20 protein-coding genes and 5 pseudogenes are annotated in these 18,679 nt (G+C 61.4%); 2 read left to right on the top strand and 23 right to left on the bottom strand.

The window, feature by feature from the left end:
* Positions 1 to 14: 14 nt before the first annotated feature.
* The 6 genes and pseudogenes from ACP7DD_RS13290 to ACP7DD_RS13265 form a co-directional block, all read right to left on the bottom strand.
* Positions 15 to 1,427, bottom strand: a complete 1,413-nt coding sequence (locus tag ACP7DD_RS13290) for a TolC family protein (protein WP_426175290.1) — start codon at positions 1,425 to 1,427, stop codon at positions 15 to 17.
* Positions 1,424 to 2,089 carry a hypothetical protein gene (locus tag ACP7DD_RS13285; RefSeq protein WP_426175289.1) on the bottom strand — a complete coding sequence of 222 codons (666 nt, stop codon included), beginning with the start codon at positions 2,087 to 2,089 and terminating at the stop codon, positions 1,424 to 1,426. The genes ACP7DD_RS13290 and ACP7DD_RS13285 overlap by 4 nt, the downstream gene beginning before the upstream one ends.
* Positions 2,090 to 2,339: 250 nt before the next feature.
* Positions 2,340 to 3,996: pseudogene (tnpC, locus tag ACP7DD_RS13280) on the bottom strand (IS66 family transposase).
* Positions 3,997 to 4,004: 8 nt separating this feature from the next.
* A pseudogene (gene tnpB, locus ACP7DD_RS13275) lies at positions 4,005 to 4,262 on the bottom strand (IS66 family insertion sequence element accessory protein TnpB); the annotation flags it as partial.
* Positions 4,263 to 4,277: 15 nt separating this feature from the next.
* A complete protein-coding gene (gene tnpB / locus ACP7DD_RS13270) occupies positions 4,278 to 4,373 on the bottom strand; it encodes an IS66 family insertion sequence element accessory protein TnpB (RefSeq protein WP_426175288.1) in 96 nt (31 codons plus the stop codon).
* Positions 4,373 to 4,537, bottom strand: a complete 165-nt coding sequence (locus ACP7DD_RS13265) for a hypothetical protein (protein ID WP_426175287.1) — start codon at positions 4,535 to 4,537, stop codon at positions 4,373 to 4,375. The genes tnpB (ACP7DD_RS13270) and ACP7DD_RS13265 overlap by 1 nt, the downstream gene beginning before the upstream one ends.
* Here ACP7DD_RS13265 and ACP7DD_RS13260 point away from each other — a divergent pair.
* The gene (locus ACP7DD_RS13260; RefSeq protein WP_426175286.1) at positions 4,536 to 5,423 is read left to right on the top strand and encodes an ester cyclase; all 888 of its coding nucleotides are present in this window, start codon (positions 4,536 to 4,538) and stop codon (positions 5,421 to 5,423) included. The genes ACP7DD_RS13265 and ACP7DD_RS13260 overlap by 2 nt on opposite strands.
* Positions 5,424 to 5,521: 98 nt before the next feature.
* Positions 5,522 to 6,487, top strand: a pseudogene (locus ACP7DD_RS13255) (MFS transporter); the annotation flags it as partial.
* A gap of 199 nt (positions 6,488 to 6,686) precedes the next feature.
* Here ACP7DD_RS13255 and ACP7DD_RS13250 read toward each other — a convergent pair.
* From ACP7DD_RS13250 to mltG, 17 genes and pseudogenes are all read right to left on the bottom strand, one after another.
* Positions 6,687 to 6,797 (bottom strand): annotated as a pseudogene (locus tag ACP7DD_RS13250) (IS5/IS1182 family transposase); the annotation flags it as partial.
* Between the two features lie 596 nt (positions 6,798 to 7,393).
* Entirely contained in the window at positions 7,394 to 9,097 is a 1,704-nt protein-coding gene (locus ACP7DD_RS13245) for a methyl-accepting chemotaxis protein (RefSeq protein WP_426175285.1), read from the bottom strand.
* A 27-nt stretch (positions 9,098 to 9,124) separates the two neighbouring features.
* Positions 9,125 to 9,313 carry a chemotaxis protein CheW gene (locus ACP7DD_RS13240; protein ID WP_426175284.1) on the bottom strand — a complete coding sequence of 63 codons (189 nt, stop codon included), beginning with the start codon at positions 9,311 to 9,313 and terminating at the stop codon, positions 9,125 to 9,127.
* A gap of 181 nt (positions 9,314 to 9,494) precedes the next feature.
* Positions 9,495 to 9,962, bottom strand: a complete 468-nt coding sequence (locus tag ACP7DD_RS13235; RefSeq protein ID WP_426175384.1) for a chemotaxis protein CheW — start codon at positions 9,960 to 9,962, stop codon at positions 9,495 to 9,497.
* 808 nt (positions 9,963 to 10,770) lie between these two features.
* A complete protein-coding gene (locus ACP7DD_RS13230) occupies positions 10,771 to 11,037 on the bottom strand; it encodes a DUF454 family protein (RefSeq protein ID WP_426175383.1) in 267 nt (88 codons plus the stop codon).
* A gap of 67 nt (positions 11,038 to 11,104) precedes the next feature.
* A pseudogene (locus ACP7DD_RS13225) lies at positions 11,105 to 11,170 on the bottom strand (DUF454 domain-containing protein); the annotation flags it as partial.
* A 133-nt stretch (positions 11,171 to 11,303) separates the two neighbouring features.
* Entirely contained in the window at positions 11,304 to 11,534 is a 231-nt protein-coding gene (locus tag ACP7DD_RS13220; protein WP_426175283.1) for a DUF6139 family protein, read from the bottom strand.
* Between the two features lie 114 nt (positions 11,535 to 11,648).
* Positions 11,649 to 11,849, bottom strand: coding sequence for a hypothetical protein (locus tag ACP7DD_RS13215; protein ID WP_426175282.1), 201 nt, complete (start codon positions 11,847 to 11,849; stop codon positions 11,649 to 11,651).
* Positions 11,850 to 11,989: 140 nt separating this feature from the next.
* Positions 11,990 to 12,238, bottom strand: coding sequence for a hypothetical protein (locus ACP7DD_RS13210; protein ID WP_426175281.1), 249 nt, complete (start codon positions 12,236 to 12,238; stop codon positions 11,990 to 11,992).
* Between the two features lie 110 nt (positions 12,239 to 12,348).
* On the bottom strand, positions 12,349 to 13,272 hold the full coding sequence (locus ACP7DD_RS13205) for a methyltransferase domain-containing protein (protein WP_426175280.1): 924 nt from the start codon (positions 13,270 to 13,272) through the stop codon (positions 12,349 to 12,351).
* Between the two features lie 223 nt (positions 13,273 to 13,495).
* Positions 13,496 to 14,173, bottom strand: a complete 678-nt coding sequence (locus tag ACP7DD_RS13200) for an ankyrin repeat domain-containing protein (protein ID WP_426175279.1) — start codon at positions 14,171 to 14,173, stop codon at positions 13,496 to 13,498.
* Positions 14,174 to 14,177: 4 nt separating this feature from the next.
* Positions 14,178 to 14,960 carry a TatD family hydrolase gene (locus ACP7DD_RS13195; RefSeq protein WP_426175278.1) on the bottom strand — a complete coding sequence of 261 codons (783 nt, stop codon included), beginning with the start codon at positions 14,958 to 14,960 and terminating at the stop codon, positions 14,178 to 14,180.
* Between the two features lie 20 nt (positions 14,961 to 14,980).
* A complete protein-coding gene (locus ACP7DD_RS13190) occupies positions 14,981 to 15,499 on the bottom strand; it encodes a GNAT family N-acetyltransferase (RefSeq protein ID WP_426175277.1) in 519 nt (172 codons plus the stop codon).
* Positions 15,500 to 15,515: 16 nt separating this feature from the next.
* Positions 15,516 to 15,893 carry a PilZ domain-containing protein gene (locus ACP7DD_RS13185; RefSeq protein ID WP_426175276.1) on the bottom strand — a complete coding sequence of 126 codons (378 nt, stop codon included), beginning with the start codon at positions 15,891 to 15,893 and terminating at the stop codon, positions 15,516 to 15,518.
* Positions 15,894 to 15,903: 10 nt separating this feature from the next.
* Positions 15,904 to 16,941 (bottom strand): DNA polymerase III subunit delta', encoded by a 1,038-nt coding sequence (locus ACP7DD_RS13180; protein WP_426175275.1) that lies wholly within the window; start codon positions 16,939 to 16,941, stop codon positions 15,904 to 15,906.
* Between the two features lie 97 nt (positions 16,942 to 17,038).
* Positions 17,039 to 17,668 carry a dTMP kinase gene (gene tmk, locus ACP7DD_RS13175; protein WP_426175274.1) on the bottom strand — a complete coding sequence of 210 codons (630 nt, stop codon included), beginning with the start codon at positions 17,666 to 17,668 and terminating at the stop codon, positions 17,039 to 17,041.
* 14 nt (positions 17,669 to 17,682) lie between these two features.
* Positions 17,683 to 18,669, bottom strand: a complete 987-nt coding sequence (gene mltG, locus ACP7DD_RS13170; RefSeq protein ID WP_426175273.1) for an endolytic transglycosylase MltG — start codon at positions 18,667 to 18,669, stop codon at positions 17,683 to 17,685.
* Positions 18,670 to 18,679: the final 10 nt, after the last annotated feature.

The following is an 18,679-nucleotide window of genomic DNA, read 5'->3' as shown; positions in this document are numbered from 1 at the left end:
CCTCAAATATCTCGTTAATGTCCGGCCGGCTCTGCAGTGGCAGCGGCGGCCTTGCCGCGGGCGACTGGGGCGGCGGAGCGCCCGGTCTGCGCCATCTGCAGCGCCGACTCCGCCATCCAGAAGTCGCGCTGGGCGTCGATGGCCGCGTTCACGCTCAACACCTGGCTTCTGGAATCGGCCAGCAACTCGAAGACGCTGATCAGCATGCCGTTGTAGCGCAGCAGCTGCTCGTCGGAGATGCGTTTTTTCAGCGGCACGATCTCGTCGCGGTAATGGCGGGCAATGTCGTACGTGGTACGGTAGGCCGAATAGGCTTCGCGCACTTCCGAACGGGCGTTGACGGCCGTTTCGCCCGCGCGCTGGACGGCCTGCATGTACATGGCTTCGGCGCGCGCCACGCGGGCGCTGCCCCAGTCGAAAAGGGGAATCTGCAGTTCAATTTCGTACCCGTTCTCGCGCGTGGGGCTCTCGTTGAATGAATTGCGCAGGTAGGTTACGTCAAGCAGGTTGACGAAGCGGGTCGCTTTCGTCAGGCCCAGCGAACTGGCCAGGCCCGACAGTTCGCGCCGCGCTATGATGACGTCGAGGCGGTTCTGCATGGCCCCGGCCTCCAGAGCCTGCGCCTCGCGCGGAGCGGCGGGCAGATCAGGCAGGCGGTTGGGCAGCTGGAAAGCGGCCGCGCCGGTCAGGCCCATCAAACGGGTCAGGCGTTCGCGCTGTTCGGCGCTGGTAAGGCGCGCGCGCGCCAGCTGCACCACGACGTCGGCATAAAAGGCTTGCTCGCGTGCATGGTCGAGCTTACTGAAATTGCCGGCGGCGGCCAGGCGGCCGGCCAGCTCGGCCGCGGCCTCCGCCGCCAGCTTAACCTGTTCCATGTAGACGGCGGTTTCCTGGGCGGCGACAGCCGAAAAGTACGTCCTGCGCGTTTCATCGGCCACGCGCAACGCTTCCCCGGCCGCGCGGAGCTGGGCCCGCTCGAACGACCTGCGTTCGATGCGCGTTGCGACCGGCATCGTCAACAAACTCATCACCGGAAGCATGAGGCTGCGCTCGATCTCGATCTCGCTGCCGCGCGTCAGGCGCCCGAAAGAGAACACCGGGTTGCGGATCCGCCCCGCCTGCACCAGATTTGCTTCGCTGATTCCCAGCTCCGCGTACGATGCCTGCAGCCCCTGGTTGTTCATCAGAGCGACCGTGACGGCGTCGTCAAGGGTCAACGGCTTGGCGAGCATCGGGGCAATGGTCGCTGCGACGTCGGCCTTGTCCGCATCGGACTTGACCCATCGCGTGTTCTTGCCGATGCGTTCCTTGGTCAGCGTCTGAACACTGTCAAATCCGCCGTCGCGTGAAAAGGACGCGCATCCGGCCAGCAGGAGCGTCGCCGCACCAAGCGCTGTGGTTCTCAAGAGCAGTGCCGTACGCTTCATTCCGGCTCCTTTGTGCTATTCGGTTGGCTTTGCGGCGGCGCGCCATGCGCCGCGTGATCAGCCGCCTTGTCGGTACCGGAGGGCGCCTTCTTCGGGGCCGGCACGGGCATCTTCGACATGTCGTGCCCGGCATGAGGATCTGCGCTCTGCGCTGGCGGTGCGGGATGGGCTGGATTGGTCTTATTCTTACTCGAGGGCACGCCTGCGGCGGCGGTGCGCGGTTTCGCTGGCGTCATCTTCGACATGTCGTGACCGGCATGCGGATCTTCGCTCTGGGCTTGTTCCACGCGATGCGCGGCATGGTCTACGCTTGCCTTTTCTGCAGTGGCGGGTGCGCCTGGCTGTGCAGGGACGGCCGCGCTCGGCATTGCTGGCGCCATCTTCGACATGTCATGCCCGGCGTGCGGATCGTCCGACTGCGACTTCATGGTTGCCATGTCATGGCCGTGCATCCCCCCCGCGTCGCGCACTTGGTCGTTGGCCTGGCGCCAAGACCCTACCACGGGCTCCTTGTACGGTTGGTAGTCCGCAAATGCTGACTGATACGCCGGGGAGGAAGGGGAAGGCGCCGCAGCGGGACCGGCGTGCCCCGGCATTTGCGCCAGTGCCATCGGTTGAGCAATGGCAAGAGCAATGAGTGGACAAAATAATTTCAAATACATGTAGTTTCCTTTGTCGGCAAATAGCCGCCCGAGTCACGTTTTTCTGTAGTCTACCCATGCGTTGCTGACAACAAGCCGTCCGCTTGATTACAACTTTGTAATGTGGCGGCCGGAGTTGGCTTGTCTGAACCGCTACCGGAGCTGCCCGATTCTAAAGGCCGGCGCATAACCAAAATTTTTCACAGGCTTGAGAGCAGATTTGTAAAGACAAGCAGCGTTTGGCGTTACGATTTCCATCGTAAGCGATTCATCAACCCCAGACTGTTCGGGAAGTCATGCCGCTGGTCAAATCCGGGGTATGCAAATCTTTCATATTCCACGGCAGCAGCGCCGCCGCGTCATCGACGGTTTTCGCCGCTGGCAAGTCGCGCAGCACTCGGCGCAGCCACGTGTAAGGCTCCAGGCCATTCGCTTTGGCCGTCTCCACGAGCGAGTAAATAACCGCGCTCGCGTTGGCGCCAGCCACCGTGTCGCTAAACAACCATGCCTTTCGGCCAATCACGAACGGACGGATCGCATTCTCGCAGCGGTTATTGTCGATCGGCAGGTCGCCGCGCTCCGTGTAGCGTGTCAGGCGGCTCCAGTAGTCGCGCATGTACGACAGCGCCTTGCCGAGCGCGCTCTTCGGCGTTACACCGGGCAAGGACTTGTCCAGCCACGTCTTCAGCGCGGCCAGCGCCGGCACGCTGTGTTCCTGGCGCGCCAGCAAGCGCTGTGTGTCGCTGACGTCCTTGCAGTCGCGCTCGACGCCATACAGCTTGCCGATCATTTCGACGGCCTCGTCTGCCAGGCCGCGCCGGCCCTTGGGCTGGACTTTGACGGCCTCGACGAATCGTCGGCGCACGTGCGCCCAGCACGCCATGTGCTCGATGCCGTCGGTACGCGCGAGCTGGTTGTAGCCGTCGTAGCCGTCGGTCATCATAAAGCCGCGATAGTCGTGCAGCAGGCGCACCGGCACCTGGGCGCCGCGGCCCGGATCGTAGTCGAACAGCACCACCGGCTGGCCCGGCGGTCCGCCCGTCTGCACCCACATGTAGCTGTTCGACGTTGGCTGCTTCCCCGGCGCCTCAAGCACCTGAACCACCGTCTCGTCGACGTGGATGAAGGGCGACTCGAGCAGCGCGTCGCGCATGAGGTTGTGCAGCGGTTGCAGCAACTGGCCGGCGCCGATGACCCAGCGCGCCAAAGTCTGGCGCGGCACGGTCACGCCGTGGCGGTCGAGCACGTATTCGAAGCGGTACAGCGGCAGGCCGTCAATGAACTTGACGATCAGCAGCATGGCCAGGAAGTCGGCGCTGGCGTTGCTCTTGGGCAGAGGCTGCGGTGCAGCGGCGCCGTCACAGGCGAGTGCTCGCTGCCGGGGCAGCCGTAGCGCTTGCGGTGTGGCGCAGCACGCGTACCTGCATCGGCACGATGTCGAGCTGTTCGCTGACGTCCTGCCCGATCTCGACCATCGGGGTGCCGCATGGGCAGGTGCGTTCAGCAGCCGGGACGACGTGGACCACGTCGACGCGCTGCAACTCCGATGGTAATGGCGCGCGCTTGCCGCGCGCCGGCTTGGATGCCGGTTTGCCCTTGCCCGGCTCCGACTCGGGTGGCAACGGCGCCACATCTTGCGCCTCGGTGCTGTCGGCGGCGAGCGTCTCGGCCTCGTCGAACAACCGCCCCTGGTTCGCCGACTGCTCCGAGCTGGCGCCGAACATGCGGTGGCGCGCCAGGATGAACTGTTCAAGCATGTGCTGCATGTGGTTCAGCGCCTGCGCCTTGACGTCGTTGTGCGAGGCAATGACCGCGTGCAGCAGGGCCGTCAAGGAGGCTGCGTCGGTGGGCAAAACGGGCGGCAAGACCAGCTCCGGGAGCTGGTAGCGCGGGGGTAAAATGGAGGATTTTTCGACAGCTTTTGGCATGCACTATTTTACCAAATCTCCCTACGAACGGAACCGAAATGCAAGGATTTATGCGGGGAATTTCGCCATAAATCGAAGCCTTCCAACAGCCATTCAAACTGCTGCATCGTCACCGTTGGGGTGGCGTCCTCGGCCTCACGCGGCCACGCGCATTTCTCGGCCTCCAGACGCTTGAGCCAAAGGCAGAAACCGTTGCGATGCCAGTACAAGACCTTGATCTTGTTGCGGTGCCGGTTGACAAACACGTACAACCCGCTTCCGAACGGATCGAGCTTTAGTTCCTACTCGACCAGCGCGGAGAGTCCGTCGATCGACTTCCTGAAGTCGACCGGATCGCGGCACAGATAGACCTGGTCGATGCGGCAGCCCGGGTGCATCAGTGCGCTCCCGCGTGCGAACGTTCCAGCGCCGCCAGCCACGCCGGTGCCGGCAGCGCTGGCAACTCGCGGCGCAGCCCCGACGGAAAAGTACAGTACGCCAGCGCGCTCGCAGGGCTGGCGAAGTTGGCGCCCGAGGGCTGGCCCGAGGCCTTGGGCGACATGTACCATGCCGACGTGGCCTGGCATTGCCCGCACCCCATCAACTCGCACCAGGGTGCGGCCGCCGTTCTCGCCAACTTCTGGCGGCCGTTCCTGGCCGCGCTGCCGGACCTTGAGCGGCGCGACGATATCCTTCTTTCCGGCGAGTTCAAGAACGGACAGTGGGTCGGGGCGACTGGGTATTACACCGGCACATTCAGCGCTGACTGGCTCGGCATCCCGGCTACTGGTCAGGTGCTCAATGTCCGCTACGGGGAATTCAGCAGGATCGACGACGGCAAGATTCGCGAAGTTTACCTGATCCTCGACATCCTTGACGTGCTCCGCCAAGCTGGTCGCTGGCCGGCAGCGCTGCCACGCAGTCCTGGTCCGGACGACCGTGTCCCAGGGCCGGGCAGCATGGACGGCGTGATGTTGGGCAGCCACAGGCCAAGCGAGGGGCTGCGCAGCCTGAAGCTGGTCGAGGCCATGATCAAGGGGCTGATGGAGTACGACGGCAAGAGTCTGGATAGCATGGCGCAGGAACGCTTCTGGCACCCGCGCATGCTGTGGTACGGTCCGTCCGGCATCGGCACCAGCCGCGGCTTGAAAGGCTTCCAGGATGTTCACCAGCGCACCTTTCTCACGGCATTTCCCGACCGGATCGGCGGCGATCACAAGGCACGCATCGGCGAGGGCGCCTATGTGGGTTCGACCGGCTGGCCGTCGGTGCGGGCCACCCACCGTGGCCCGTGGTTGGGAGCCGCAGCCACAGAGCGGCGGATCGGCATGCGGGTAATGGATTTCTGGCGCCGCGAGGATGACTTGCTGCGCGAGAACTGGGTGTTCATCGACCAGCTCGATTTACTGTTGCAGATGGGCTGCGACGTGATGGGCATGATCCGATGAGCAGCGCGGCGGCGGTGCGCGCCGAAGACCTTGGCGCGTCGAGCCGCTGCCTCATCTTCGCGGCCATCATGTCGGTGTAGGTATTTTATGCATTTTGCTGGAATACCGAAAACTTTCTGCGCCCTTATATGGCGCAGTCGCTCGGTCTGAGCAAGGAACAGGTTGCCTCGTTCTACAGTCTGCAGGCATTGGGGGCGTTGGTGGGCGCTATTATCGTTCCCCACTTCGCCGACCGCTACAGTCGCCGCAATACTTTTGCGCTGATAGCGGCCGGCTTCGGCATCGCGTCGATTTTTTCACTTGGTGTCCACAGCTATCCGAGCGCGCTGGCACAGCGCTTCGTCATCGGCTTTTTCATGGGCGGCGTGTTCGGATGCGCAGTGAGTCTGTATATCGGCCTGTTCGCGGCCACCTCGCGCGGCCTGATCGGCGGCATCGTCCAGCTGGTCTATAACGGCGGCGACGCCATCCTGTCCTGGTTCGGGCGCCATTACGCCGACCAATGGCAGTCGGTGATGGTATTCGGCGGCTGCGGCGCGATCGCCGCCTCGCTCGCCGTATTCCTGCTCGTGCCGGCTGACCACGCCTTGCGGCCTTGGGGCGGAGAGGGCGCGCAGACCCTCAAAGCGCCGCGTTTCGCGATCGTCGAACTGTTCGCCCACGGCTACTGGAAACTGACATTGCGCCTGGTACTGCTGTGCGGCCTGAATTTTTTCGCGTTCCAGGCCTTCAACGGCTGGATCACGACCTTTCTAAAGGAAGACCACGGATTTTCGCCCGACATGGTGGGCAAGACCATGACCGCAATGCACGTTGGATCGATGCTTGGCGCGCTCATCTGGGGCTTGTTGGGCGACCGATTCGGACGCCGCTTCAATGCGCTCGGTTTCCTTCTTGCGGCCATTTCCGCCAGCGGCGCGTTGGGCGTGCCGCTGGGCATGGGTGCCACACGGCTCGGGCGCTGGCGACTCGTTCAAGGTGCGCGACGTCTGCCTGCTAGCTGTAGCGGCTCGCATTTCAAACTGACCGTGCTCGCATTCGACGCCGATTTCGGCTCGAATTAACTGCAAACGAAGGCAGGTGCGTGCTCACGCTATCTGCAAATGAGCTTGCAATCGACGGCGACGGCTCGCATTCCGTGGCCGCCGGCTCACGCTAACTGCAAATGACGGCCCACCCATAACGGCAAGCCCCCTTTTTGGCCTGCGCGAAGGGCCGCTGTCCCCAAAGCGGCCTGTCCGATCTGTGCAAGCAGTCCTACGTCAGCGCCGCGTCACGCTCCGCCGTGCAGGTCGCCAGCGTCGTTTCTGCATCGTTCACCAGGCCGTTGCGGTTCTCCATCAGCGCATGGCTCAAGTAGCTCATGCGGGATTTGCCGCGAGCTGCTGGCACGACGGCGTGCTGACCGTGCGCCAGTTCGCGGCGAGGCGGCGCCGCCGCAATTCGAAGCGGAACTGGGCGCGCGCCTGAAGGGCAATATTACCAGGCGCATCGCCTGCCATCCGCCATGCGCGCTGGGCCTAAAATTCTTCCCAGTCGGCGGCCGCGTTGGCGACCGCCAACCGCTTAGCCGGCACGGCGCTCTGCCAGCTCGGCCGGGCGCGGACGGCCGGATTTTTCCGGACAGCACTGTCACGCCGGCCACCTTCAGCGCGGCGCTGCCGTCGCCATCGAGCCTGAAGACGCTGACCGCCTGCGCCAGCGACCGTGTCATGATCTAGCTGCGCGCTCTCCATGACGCTATGCAGGGCAGCTAAACTGTCTGCCCGGAACTCGCGATTTCAGTTCATACATGTAACTGAAACCAATCTCCGTGGTGCCTGTAAAACGGTGTAGCCAGGGGTTCCAGCGACGACGCACGCCGGCGCTAAGTCTTCTTGCAAAACGCCGCGGCATGCTCTGCCAGGGCGTCGCCGAAACGGCACGGATATCCGGTCGCCGGTGCCGTTTGGTTTGCCTATACTGTTGACTTAAAAGCTTTCCCAGTCACCCGCCTCGCCACGTGCGCTGGCCATGCGCAGGCGCGCCGGTAGCGGGCTTGTTCTGGTCGCACGCGCCGTGCTGGTGGCGGGCGCACGCGATGGCTTGGCCGCGGCTAGGGGAGCCGGCTTGCCCGTTGCCGCGCCGACCTTGAACACGCTGACCGCGTCGGACAGCGAGCTGGCCTGCTCCAGCAAGGCCTGGGCCGCTGCCGCCGCTTCTTCCACCAGTGCAGCGTTTTGTTGAGTGACCGTGTCCATTTGGTTGATGGCGTCGCCAATCTGGCTAATGCCGGCTTCCTGCTCGCGGCTGGCCGAGCTGATTTCATTCATGATGTCGGTCACCCGGCGGATGCTGTCGACAATCTCGTCCATCGTCTGGCCCGCTTCGCCCACTAGGCGGGTGCCGAAGTCGACCTTCTCGACCGAGTCGCTGATCAGGGTCTTGATTTCCTTGGCGGCTGCAGCCGAACGCTGCGCCAGGTTGCGCACTTCCGAGGCGACGACAGCAAAGCCGCGGCCCTGTTCGCCGGCTCGCGCCGCTTCCACGGCGGCGTTCAGGGCGAGGATGTTGGTCTGGAACGCGATGCCATCGATGACGCTGATGATATCGACGATCTTGCGCGAGGACGCATTGATGTCGTCCATGGTATTGACTACGCGCGCCACCACTTCGCCGCCCTTGCCAGCCACTGCCGACGCTGCCACCGCCAAGGTATTGGCCTGGCGTGCGTTTTCCGCATTTTGCTTGACGGTCGAGGCCATCTCTTCCATCGACGACGCGGTTTCCTCCAGCGAGCTGGCTTGCTGCTCGGTGCGTGACGACAAGTCCATGTTGCCGGCCGCGATCTGACTGCTGCCGTTGCTGATGGCGTCCGTGCCCTGGCGTACGGTCGACACGATGCCGGCCAGGCTCTGCTGCATGTGCTTGACCGAGTACAACAGGCTTTTTTGGTCGCCAGGCCGCGTGGTGATCTCGAAATCGAGTTCGCCGTTGGCGATGCGCTCTGCAATGGCGGCGGTGGCAGCCGGCTCGCCGCCCAGCTGGCGCAGCAGACTATTGATGAGCAGTAAGGCTGCGGCCACGCCCAGCAACAGGGCCACCACGGTCATTGCAATGAGGTTGGTGCGGTTGTTGGCGTAGTGGTCGGCGGCCTTCAACGACGCGTCGGCAATCAATTTCTTTTGCGAGTTGACGAAGGCGAGCAGGCTCTGGATGTAGTCCAGCTGCAGCGGCCGCATGGTACCGAGCAGATACGCCTTTGCGCTCACCCTGTCGCCGTCACGGATCATCTTCAGGTACGCATCTTCGGCAGGCGTGTACTTGGCGCGCGAATCAACTACCGCCTGCAGGGCCGCCTTGCCGCCTGGCGACTGCACCGTTGCCTGAAGCTCCTCCATGAATTTCTTGCGCGCTGCCTTGTCCTCCATAACGCCATCGACTTCCTTGGCGATCTTGGCCGCGTCATCGAGGATCAGCATGTTCCTTGTGTGACGCGCTGTTTCCATGACACGGTACAGCCAGTCCGTGGCGGCAATGATCTTGGGCACGCGGTCATCGGAAATTGTCCGGATTTCCGTGTTCATTGCTGCCAGGCCGGTAATACCCGTGACAGCAACCGTAACCAGAAGCAACAAAATCGCGCCCAGCACCACGCACAGGCGCTGGCCGATCGTCAGTTTCGAAAAAAACATAATAGAAGTCCTTTGAAAGAAAAAAAGTCAGGTCCCGAGCGCGTCGAGCGTCAGCAGGGTCGAACTGAATAACAGCAGGTTCATGTCGATCAACATCATCAGGCGCCCCTCGATCGAGGCAATCCCTGTCACGTAGCTAATGTCGCAATCGAGCGATGGCGGCGGCTTGATCTGGTCAGGATTGACCATGGTGAAATCGGAGACGCCATCGACCACGGGAAACCAGCGCCAATCCGCCCCCGATTTTCAAGTTTGCTGAATTCATCTGTATTCACCTTAAGTAGTTTTTTTGCTTAGCCGGCAACCCGCCTTAAGCGGCGAGCTTTTCAATAAGTTCGAAGTCGGCGCCCGACATCAATTGGTCTATATCGATCAGAATACGCATCCGTCCGGCGCGTCAGGCTGCGATTTGTTCGACCAATCCCATTTCACTGGTGGACATCAGTTGCTCGATGTCCACCAACAGCACGATCCGGTCGTTCAGCGTGCCCATGCCGACCAGGTAATCGGTATCGAGCGCCGCGCCCAACTGCGGCGCCGGCTTGACCTGTTCCGGGATAAGCGTGATCACGTCGGAAACGCTATCGACCACCATTCCCATTAGGCGCGCCCCCACGTTCAGAATGATGACGACGGTGAACTGGTCGTAAGTCGGCGTTCCCAGATTGAGCTTGATGCGCATGTCGACAATCGGTACGATGATGCCGCGCAAATTCACCACCCCCATGAGGAAGGCCGGCGAATTGGCAATCCGGGTCACCGCGTCGTAGCCGCGCAACTCCTGGACCTTTTGTATATCGACGCCGTATTCTTCCGACCTCAGTGTAAACGAGAGAAATTCAAGCTGGCTGGGCGTCGCTGCCATGGCGGTGCGGACGGCGCCAGTACTGCTGCTGATAGCGAAAGACATGGGGGATCCTTGTTCGTTCTTTTTGCACAGGTAAGACACGAAATGCGCGGGGCCCAGACGCGTCCGGCAGGGGGCGGCGGAAGGCGCGAGGGCAAACGGTTTAATTGGATATTGCTGAGGCTGAGGCTTGGCCGGCAGGAAGCAAGAGAACTATGGCGGTAGGGAGGACGCGACTTGCACACAAATTGTAGCCGTAAAATTTCTTTATTGAAAGAAATCTGTTACTAAAAATCGCTATGTGTTGTTTAATCATTGGTTAACCGGCACACGTCGTGCGCCGCAGAAGTTAGCGCGCTGGACACAGCGTCGCAACGGAAGCCATTAAAGCAAACCATCACCTCCTGGGAGCAATACCAGTCAGGCACAATTCCTTCAACGAAGGGTTTCGAGAAGGCTGGTTGATCGACGCACAGTTCGCTTTTTCACTGGATGGCGCAGTATTTTAATAGCGGAGAGGGCTAAATGAAACCCGACAGCATTGGCACTTTGCTTCACAGCCACCGGTAATTGGCACTTTTGCTTCAGCAAATCGGGCACTTTTGCTTCAGCCGACGAACGGGCCGAAGGGGCCCATAACACTGTAGCAAACGACATTTGACATAATATAAATTATGCGAAGTCATCTGATGCACTCAGTAAGCGTGCGTTGGTTTCTTCGCTGAACTCAACGTCACCGCCAAGCTGGATCAGCCTGCCTGATCTCGGCGCGGATCAGGGCGCGAATCTGGGCAAGGAGCTCGCCGCGCCAAGCGTCGCAGAATGGTCAGAGCGCGCGATCGGCAGCGCGAAGCTTGCGGATCCTGCCGAGCCTGGCAGGCAGGATTTTGACTAGATAAATCGTTACACCGATACCGATCGCCGAAAGCAGCACGGCCAGCGGAACGCTATTGAGATTAGACGCCTGGAACGCCAGGGACGCCCACAGCAGGGCCAAGGCACTGATCTTGGCCCGCAATGGCATGTCGACGCCCTCTTCCATATTGCGTAAATATTGCCCGAACAGGCGATTGGACAGCAGCCAGCGATGCATGCGCATCCGACCCGCGCGCAAAGCACGCCGACGCTAACAGCAGGAAAGGCGTGGTCGGCAATAAAGGAAGGAAAACGCCAAGGATGGCGAGCGCGACGGCAATGCAACCGACTATATTCAGCCAAATTTTCATTACTGATTATACAACTGAAGCGGAGCTTGCAATCGCTTGCAGGTGGCGGCGATAGGTAAACGCCGCGTGTCCAGCCAGCCCGGACGGCACCGGGAGGCAATTCGACTGGACACGCAACTGGCGGGCCAGGAGATTAATGCAATGCGGTTAGCGCGTAACCTTTTTCGGCGATCTGCTCGGACACTTTGTTGATCGCGTAGTCGTCCAGGCTGTTTGCGCTGTCGTCCATTTCAAACGCCCTGGCCTCTACCAGCCAGTCGGTGTTGGTCACTTCTTCGGGGATATTCCGGGCCTCGGGGACGGCCAAGTATGAAAACTTGCCGTCGTGCTCGGGCTCGGATCTGCGGTAAATGTCCAGGCGCATGGTGTGTATTCCTATCAGTGAAGACGGACCAATGCTTTCGGGGCGAAAGCGAAGTCCGAGACTCACTTTAAGCCAGCAGCGTTGTGCTGTCTGTTAAGTGCTGCACACTGGGTCCTAGCGGCCCGGCCCGCCACCGAGAATGCGGGCAGGCAGCATGACGATCGCGCGCAGCAAGTCGAAGACTGCTTCGACGCCAATGCCGATCAGGCGGAAAGGCAACAACAGCAGCCAGAACAATGGGTAGAGGACCAGCGCAAGCAAAGCCAGCGGCCAGCACAGGAACAACATCAGCAACCACACCAGGAAACTCAGCATCTAGCGCTCCATTCAGGATAACGTTTATGTGAGTATGACTGTAGTGCCGCGCGCTGTGTGGTGCAAATGACATGCGACGGAACGCGCGCAGGTGCCGCTGGAAGGTAAAAATCGGCGATAAGCGGGACAAGCCCGGTGCGTTACTGGCCGACGCAGATGATCTTGGTGGCGTATTCGGTCGCGTTGGCTTTGCGATTCGACGCCCAGTCGATCACTTCCTGCGCCTGGCCGACCGTCATGATCGACGCTTTTTCCTTGTTCTTGATGAAGGAAACGCCCTCGAACTTGCCTTCCTTGCCACGCATGACTTTGGCGAACACGGGCGGTTTGCTTTCGCCATCGCTGAGTTTGTTTTGCTGGACGATGTAGCGCTGGTCGAGGTTTTCCATGGGAGATGCTCAAATGTGGGAATCAAGGGCCACATTTTACGTCCTGGCGGCCAATTGCGCAGATGAAAAGCGGTCCGGCCGCGGCGGCCGAACCGAACTCTGATGACGATTTAGGCAAACTCTGCGGTGCGCAGTGCTGGCTGGGCAACCGTGTCGACCACCAGGTCGGCGCGGATCGCCGCCTGCAGCGATGGAATCGACCCGCCGGCGCGATACTGGAAGCTGACCTGCAGCACGTCGCCCGGGCGCACGGCGATCGGCTGCGCGAGCGGCAGCGTCATGTAGTGGTTCAGCCAGTCGATGGTGCTCGACTCTTCTTCCACCACGGCCAGGATGTTCTTTGTGACGAAGCGCATCGCGTTCAGTGTGCCGGCTTTTTCGATCAGGAACTGGCCTTCCCAGGCGATCTGGGTGTCGGTCGGCTGGCTGAAATCGAGCACGCTGTAGACGGCTGGCTGGGCAAGTTCGATCGTGCCCGGGTAAATGACGGTGGTTTCCTGGAACTGGACGATCGGCGCGTAGAAGCCTTCAAAGTCGTATTCCTGTTGCAATGGCTGGACCGCCATGATGACCGCTTCCGGCAGGAAGATCGGCAACGGGCCGCCAAAGCGCGCCAAGTAGCGCCGCTTGAACGATTCCATCACTTCGACCTGTTTTTCGCGCAGCATGCCGACGTGGATCATTTCGCAGATGACGACGTCGATCGGCTCAGGCGGCAGGTATTCGAAAGCATCGGCGTGGACAACTTCGACCTTGTGGCCGTTCGGGTTCATGGCCAGCATCTTGCGCGCTTCCTTGACCATGTCCGGGTTGAATTCGACGCAGTAGACTTTGTCGGCTTTGGCCGCGGCGAACCACGACAGCACCCCGGTGCCGCCGCCGAGCTCGAGCACCTTGGCCCCAGGCTTGACGGCGTAGTTGATGGCCGACTTGAAACCGTGCATGCGGTTCTGGTCCATCAGCATGTTGTGGTGGTAGTGGACGGGGATGAACTGCCCCAGGTAGCAGCTTTCGATTTCGCGTTCGTTCAACATAGGGTTCCTTTTGGTCCAGCCGCCCTGCCCTGTGCCGGACCGGCGCCTGTGTGTTTTCTAGTACGACATGGCAATTATCGTTACAAACGCACGTGACCCATGCCGCGAGGTCAGAAGGATTTACCTATCAGTTCGGGGATTGACGAATAAGACAGTGCCGAAGTTTGTTCGCCGACTTCAGCTGCGCGGTTTCTGTGAGGCGATTTTGCGATCGCAAAACGCTTTAGCGAGGGCGGGTGGCGAGGTGGGCGGCGATAGCGGCGGCAATACGGGGCTTGTCGGCGCGCTCGGCGATCTGGGCGGCGGTCAGCGATTCGGTATTCTTCAGGCTGGCGTCGGCGCCTTCGTCAAGTAACAGCTGGACCGTGGACTCGTGGCCTTCGCGCGCGGCGATCATCAGCGGGGTGAATTTGGCTGGCGCCTCGGCGTCGATGTAGGCGTGGTGATCGATCAGTGTCTTGGTGATGTCGTCATCCCCGCTGGCTGTTGAGAAATGCAGCGCCGTCCAGCCCGGTCGATTGACGATGGCGCCTTTCGCCAGCAAGGCGAGCACGGCCGGCTTGTTGTGCTTGAACGCTGCCATCATCAAGGCGGTGTTGCCGTTAGGCGCCTTCTGCTCGAGGTCTAGCGCCGGCTGGGACAGCAGCACATTGGTCACGCGCGCCGAACCTTCGCGCAGCGCCAGGATCAGGCCGGTCTCGCCGCTGGTCGGGTCGACAGCGTTCGGTCCGACGGTGCCGGCCGCGAGCATTTTCCCGACAGTGCCGGCGTCATCGATCTGCACCGAGCGGAAGAAACCGGCAAGCTGGTCGCGATCGGCGGCCATTGCCGGCCCCATACCCACCGCCGCGGCGATGGCAATACCGCAGACGGCGTGCAAGTTGCGGATCAGGTTCGACATGAGATTATCCCCGTACCACATTGAAAAGGTTGAAGAAATTATCTGTCGTGTGCGCCGCAACCTGCGTCAGCGGCACATCCTTAAGCGACGCAATGTATTCGGCCACGTGGCGTACAAAACCCGGTTCATTCATCTTGCCGCGGTGCGGCATCGGCGCCAGGTAAGGCGAATCGGTCTCGATGAGCGTGCGCTCCAGCGGCACCGCGCGCGCCACCGCCTGCAAGTCCTTGGCGCTCTTGAAGGTGACAATGCCGGAAAATGAGATGTAAAACCCCATCGCCAGCGCCGCTTCGGCCACCTCCAGCGATTCGGTGAAACAGTGCATCACACCGGCGACGCCGCCCTTGTCGGTGCCAGCGCCCTCTTCCTGCATGATGCGGATGGTGTCCGCGCTGGCCGCTCTTGTGTGAATAATCAAGGGCTTGCGCGTGATTCTTGAAGCTCTTATATGAGTGCGAAAACGCTCGCGCTGCCATTCAAGGTCGCCTTCGAGCCGAAAGTAATCGAGCCCGGTCTCGCCGATGGCGATGATTTTCGGGTGGTCCGACAGTTCGACCAGTTGCTCGACAGTCGGTTCCGGCGTATCGACGTAATCAGGATGCACGCCAACCGAGGCGTAGATGTGTGGATATTGCTCGGCCAACGCGAGCACTTGCGGGAAGTCGGGCAGGTCCACCGACACGCACAGCGCGTGAGTAACCTTGTTTTCTTCCATCTTGGCCAGCAGCTCGGACATGCGAGCGGCCAGCTCGGGGAAATTGATGTGGCAGTGGGAATCGATAAACATCCGGCGATTGTAGCCGGATGCTAGGCGACGCGCTTGCCGAGGATGATCAGGTCGCGCTCGATGCCGTCCAGGTTGGCAACGCGCGGCAAGTTGGCCCAGGTGTCGAAGCCGTACTTGCGGAACAGCGCCAGGCTCGCTTCGTTGTGGCCGAAGATGAAACCGAGCAAGGTGTGCACGTCGATGTTGGGAGCGAACGCGATCGCCTGCTCCAGGCAATAGCGGCCGATGCCCTTGCCGCGCCAGGCCTCGGCGATGTAGATCGACAGCTCGGCGGTGCCGGAATAGGCAGGCCGGCCGTAAAAATTGGAGTAGGACATCCAGCCAATGACTGCCCGCTCGGCGTCGGTAGCGTCGGCGGCGTGAATGACCCACAACGGCCGGCGGTCGGGATTATGGTCGGAAAACCATTTTTCGCGCGATTCCACGGTGACCGGCTCGGTATCGGCCGTCACTTCGCGCGAGGCGATGGTGGAGTTGTAAATGTCGACAATGACGGGCAGGTCTGCGGGATGGGCGAGGCGATGGGTATAGGACGGCATGAAGCAGCTTGGTAGTTTAAAGAGTGTGGGTGGCGCGCGACGAACGCAGCGCGGCGCCGAGGATTTCTTCGATGCGCAGCTTGGCGCGCTGGCCGGTTTCGTCGTCGGGGAAATGCACGCCGATGCCCTGCGCCTTGTTGTTGTTGGCCGCCGGCGGCGTGATCCATGCCACCTTGCCGGCAATCGGATATTTGTTGGCGTCGTCCATTAGCGCCAGGATCAGGTAGATCTCGTCGCCGATCTTGTAGGGTTTGGCGGTCGGCACGAACATGCCGCCATTCTTGAGGAAGGGCATGTACGCCGCGTACAGTGCCGCCTTTTCCTTGATGGCAAGCGACAACACCGATGGCCGAGGAATCGTCGGTGCGCTCGGGTCGGTGGGATTGCCGGTCATTCAATTCCTCTCAAGGGGTACAGCATGCAGTGTAATCAAGCAGCATTGCTTCTACAAATAATTTCGGCGATAGCGGATGGTCGGCAGTCGCGCGGCGCTCGTTCGCACTCTTGATTGCCTGCAACAGTTTAGCAGTGTGCACCGAGCCGGCCAGCGCCGCAAGTTCCTTCTTGTACCGCGGGTAATACCTGATGCTGCCCGATAGTTTGAACGAAAACAGGTCGTAGAGCCAGCGTTGCTGCCAAGAAACAAGCGCGCTGAGTGGCGCTTTGCTCAACTTGTCGGCGATTTTCAGGGCGCCCTCGATGTTCGGACGCGCCAGCAACTGCAGCAGCGTGTCGAGGTCTTCGCGGTTGCCCGCTTCCGATTGCGCCAGTGCCGCCAAGGGCGCCCCGCCCTGCTCGCGCAGCCAGCTGTCGGCGTCGGCCAGGCCTTGCTCCTTGAGCCAGCCGAGCGCGGCGGCGTTGTCGGGCATCGGCAGCGCAAACTTGCGGCAGCGCGACAAAATGGTTGGCAGAAGCCGATCCAGGCTGTTCGATGACAGCAGGAACACGGTGCCCGGCGGCGGTTCTTCCAAGGTCTTGAGCAAGGCGTTCGACGCCGGCGTGTTCAGCGCTTCAGCCGGATACAGCGCCACCACGCGCAGGCCCTGGCGGTGCGTCGAGATGTTCATGAAGTCGGCCAGCTGGCGGATCTGCTCGATCTTGATCTCTTTGGACGGCGCCTTGGTCGACTTGGACTTCTTGCCGGTGTCGGCGTCGGTGCCCTCCTCGGCCTCCGGCGGTTCATCTTCCAGCGCTTCCGGGCGAACTCGGCGGTAGTCCGGATGGTTATGCTGGGTGAACCAGCCGCAAGAGACGCAGGCGCCACAGGCGACGCCATCGGGCTGGACGTTTTCGCACAGCAGCGATTGGGCGAACGCTTCGATGAAGCGCGCCTTGCCGGTGCCCGCTTCGCCATGGAACAGGATCGCGTGCGGCAGGCGTTCGCGCATTTCTTGCAACTGCTGCCAGGCGGCGGCTTGCCAAGGATAGATTGAATTACTCATATATTCAGTATGTTACGCGGACATTCTAATGTGATTATTCACTTTAAGTCTTATCTAGCGTGGTACAGGTTCCGCCTGCGGGCACGAAGGAGCAGACTTAAAGTAGTTTCTCAAGTACGCCAGTTAATGTCGCGCGGGTCTCGTCAATGCTTCTGGTGGAGTCGACCACGACGATGCGCTCCGGGAACTGGGCGGCACGGCGAAGGTATTCTGCTCGGCAAGCGGCGAAGAAGTCGACCTTTTCCTGCTCGAACTTGTCGAGCGTGCGGGTGGCGTCGAGCCGGGCGCGGGCAACCTCGAGCGGGACGTCGAACAGCAAGGTCAGCACCGGCTGCAGGTGCGGGTGCACCCATTGCTCGAGCGCTTCCATCTTGGCACGGTCGAGCCCGCGGCCGCCGCCCTGGTAGGCAAAGCTGGCGTCGGTGAAGCGGTCCGAGATGACCCAGTCACCGCGCGCCAGCGCCGGTTCGATCACTTGCGCCATGTGTTCGCGACGGCTGGCGAACATCAGCAGCGTCTCGGTTTCAAGGTGCATTTTTTCGTGCAGCAGCATGTCGCGCAACTTTTCGCCGACAGCGGTGCCGCCCGGCTCGCGCGAGGACACGACCGACTTGCCGCGCGCGCGCAGGAAATCGGCGACGAAAGCGATGTGGGTCGACTTGCCGGCGCCGTCGATGCCCTCAAAGCTGATGAACTTGCCTGGTAATGCGGTGCTATCCTGGGTCATGAAGGCTGCTGCGCTTATCGTTGGTATTGGTTCACTGCCCGGTTATGGTCGGTCAGGTTGCCGGAAAATTTGCTGGTGCCGTCGCCGCGCGAGACGAAATACAGCGCATCGGTCCTGGCCGGCCCCATCGCCGCCTGCAGCGACTGCACGCCAGGCAAGGCGATCGGTGTTGGCGGCAAGCCCGGCCGCGTGTACGTGTTGTACGGCGTATCGGTTTCCAGGTCCTTCTTGCGGATCTTGCCTTCGTACTTGTCGCCCATGCCGTAGATGACGGTCGGGTCGGTCTGCAGCAGCATGCCGAGCTTGAGTCGATTGACGAACACGCCGGCGATCATCGCGCGCTCGGACTTCTGCCCGGTTTCCTTTTCGACGATCGAGGCCATCACCAGCGCCTGGTACGGACTGGCGTACGGCAAGCTCGGATCGCGCTTTTCCCACGCCGTCTTCAGGTGCGACATCATCGTCGTGTGCGCCTGCTTGTAAATATGCATGTCGCTCGACCCTTTGGCGAACAGGTAGGTGTCGGGGAAGAACAAGCCCTCCGGCGCCTTGTATTCAGGCGAAATCTTTGCCATCAGATCCTTGTCCGACAGCTCGGCCGTCTCGTGCTTGAGGCCTTTGTTGCCGGCAATGGCCAGGCGCATCTGCTTGAAGGTCCAGCCTTCGATGATGGTCAGCGACTCCTGCGCGAATTCGCCGCGCACCAGCTGGTCGATCAGGCGGCGCGGCGTCGTGCCGCTCTTGAGCTCGTAGCTGCCGGCCTTGATGCGCGAACTTTTCTGCGTCACCCGCGCCAGCAATGAGAACAATACCGGGTTGACCGGCACGCCGGCGGCGGCGATTTGCTGTGAGGCGGCGCTGACGCCGCTGCCGGCGAGCACGGTAAATGGAATCGGCGCTTCCTGTGTCGAGATCGGCTGCTTCGCCCACCATGCAAAAGCGGACACGGCAGCGACGGAGACGATAGTGCCGACGATGATCGTTTTTTTTATGAAGCCCATTCTCACTCTT

It is taken from the genome of Massilia sp. TWR1-2-2 (genome assembly GCF_049897565.1).
Lineage (GTDB): Bacteria > Pseudomonadota > Gammaproteobacteria > Burkholderiales > Burkholderiaceae_D > JAFCUW01.
Note: the sequence above shows the minus strand (reverse complement) of the source record. Positions and strands in the feature narration are given on the sequence as shown.